This is a genomic window from Streptomyces sp. NPDC054794, from assembly GCF_053611585.1.
On record NZ_JBSHAQ010000136.1, the window covers coordinates 1 to 2,277 of the forward strand.

At 73.8% G+C, this 2,277-nt stretch carries 2 protein-coding genes; both read right to left on the reverse strand.

Annotated features, from left to right (window positions below):
- A partial coding sequence (locus ACWGKT_RS48380; protein WP_453278803.1) for a beta-ketoacyl synthase N-terminal-like domain-containing protein occupies nt 1-929 on the reverse strand: 929 nt, incomplete at its 3' end.
- Between the two features lie 59 nt (nt 930-988).
- On the reverse strand, nt 989-2,277 hold a 1,289-nt coding region (locus ACWGKT_RS48385), incomplete at its 5' end, for a beta-ketoacyl reductase (protein WP_453278804.1).

Genomic DNA, 2,277 nt, shown 5'->3' on the forward strand with positions numbered 1-2,277 from the left:
GCGGTGAGGCCGTTGCTGGCGCCGTCCTGGTTGATGGCCGAGCCGCGCACCACCGCGAGGACGCGGTGGCCGTTGCGGCGGGCGTCGGAGAGCTTTTCGAGGACGAGCATGCCGACGCCCTCGCCCCAGCCGGTGCCGTCGGCGGCCTCGGCGAACGGCTTGCACCGGCCGTCGGGGGCCAGGCCCCGCTGGCGGCTGAAGTCGACGAAGGTGTCCGGCGTCGCCATCACGGTGACACCGCCTGCGAGGGCCAGCGAGCACTCGCCGCCGCGCAGCGCCTGGGCGGCCAGGTGGACGGCGACGAGCGACGACGAGCACGCCGTGTCGACGGTGACGGCGGGGCCTTCGAGCCCGAAGGCGTAGGAGACACGGCCGGAGGCGATGCTGCCGCCGACACCGAGGAAGCCCTCCAGGTCGTCGGTCGCGCGCTCCAGGACCTCGCTGTAGTCGCTGTACATGACGCCGGCGAAGACGCCGGTGGCGCTGCCGCGCACGGTGGCCGGGTCGATACCGGCCCGCTCGAACGCCTCCCACGACGTCTCGAGAAGCAGCCTGTGCTGCGGGTCCATGGCCAGCGCCTCGCGCGGGCTGATCCCGAAGAACCCCGGGTCGAACTCGGCCGCCTGGGAGAGGAATCCGCCCTCGACCGAGTAGGTCCGGCCGACCGCGTCCGGGTCGGGGTCGTAGAGGCCGTCCGTGTCCCAGCCGCGGTCCTCGGGGAAGCGGCTGATGGCGTCGCCGCCCGAGGCGAGCAACTGCCACAGCTCGTCCGGTGAGTTGACGCCGCCGGGGTAGCGGCAGGCCATACCGACGACGGCGATCGGCTCGTGGGCCGAGGCGGTCAGCCTGCGGTTCTGCTCGCGCAGCCGCTCGGTCTCCTTCAGAGACGCCCGGAGAGCCTCGACGATCTTCTCGTTCTGTGCAGACACCTTCTGTCCAGACACCTCTTACCTCACCCAATCCGCGTCGCGCGTCGTCAGCCGCGTCATCAGAAGTCCGATCCTTCGAGCGCCATCGAGATGAGGCTCTCGGCATCCATGTCGTCGATGTCGTCGACGATTGCGCCGGCTTCGCCGGCCGGGTCGTCCGCCGTCAGGGGCGAACCGGTGGTCGCGGGCCGGTGGCCCGCGAGTTCGAGCAGCGCGTCCAGGAGGCCCGCGTCCCGGAGCCGGGCCAGCGGGATCGCCCGCAGGCTCGCCCGTACGGTCTCCTCGTACGCCGCGTCGCCGCCCTCGGCCGGGTCCTCGGGGACCAGCTGCCGGAGCAGGAACCCGGCGAGTTCGGCCGGGGTCGGGTAGTCGAAGACGAGCGTCGCCGGGAGGCGGACACCCGCTTCCGCGCCGAGCCCGTTGCGGAGCTCGACCGCGGTGAGCGAGTCGAACCCGAGTTCCTTGAAGGGCTTGTCCGGGGTGATCTCCGGCGCCCCGCTGCCGGGCCCGCCGACCGCGCCGAGGACGGCGGCGACATGCCGGTTGACCACGTCGAGCACCAGGCGCTGCCGGTCGGGGCCCGCGAGCCCCGCCAGCCGCTGCGCGAGCTCCTGGCCGCCCGGGGCACCGGCACCGGCGGCGGACCGGCGCACGGCGACCGGCCGCACCAACTGGGCGAACAGCGGCGGAACTTGCGCACCCGCTGTGCGAGCGAGGGTGGGCAGGTCGAGCCCGGTGGGAACCAGGAGGGCGTGTTCCGTGGCGACCGCGGCGTCCAGCAGCGCGAGCCCCTCGGACACCGCGAGCGGCCGTACGCCGGAACGTGCCATGCGCTCGATGTCTGCCTGCTCGATCCCGGCCCCCATGCCGCCGGCCTCCGGTGCCCACAGTCCCCACGCGAGGGACGTGCCGGGCAGCCCCTGCGCGCGCCGCTCGGCGGCGAGGGCGTCCAGGGCCGCGTTCGCCGCGGCGTACGCGCCCTGCCCCGCGCCGCCCAGCACACCGGCGGCGGAGGAGTAGAGGACGAACGCTTGGACGTCGAGGTCGAGTTCTGCCGTCAACTCGTGCAGATGACGGGCCGCGTCCGCCTTCGGCGCCCGCAGCGCGTCGATCGCCTCCGGCGTGAGCGAACCGATCGTCCCGTCCCGCACCACGCCTGCCGTGTGGATGACGGCGGTGAGGTCGGGGTGCGCGGCGAGGAGCTCGGCGAGGCCGGAGCGGTCGGTCACGTCACAGGCGACGATCTCGACCCTGGCGCCCAACTCCTTCAGCTCGGTGGTGAGTTCGGTGGCGCCGGGGGCGTGGGTGCCGCGTCGGCTGGTGAGCAGGAGGCTGCGGACGCCGTGGG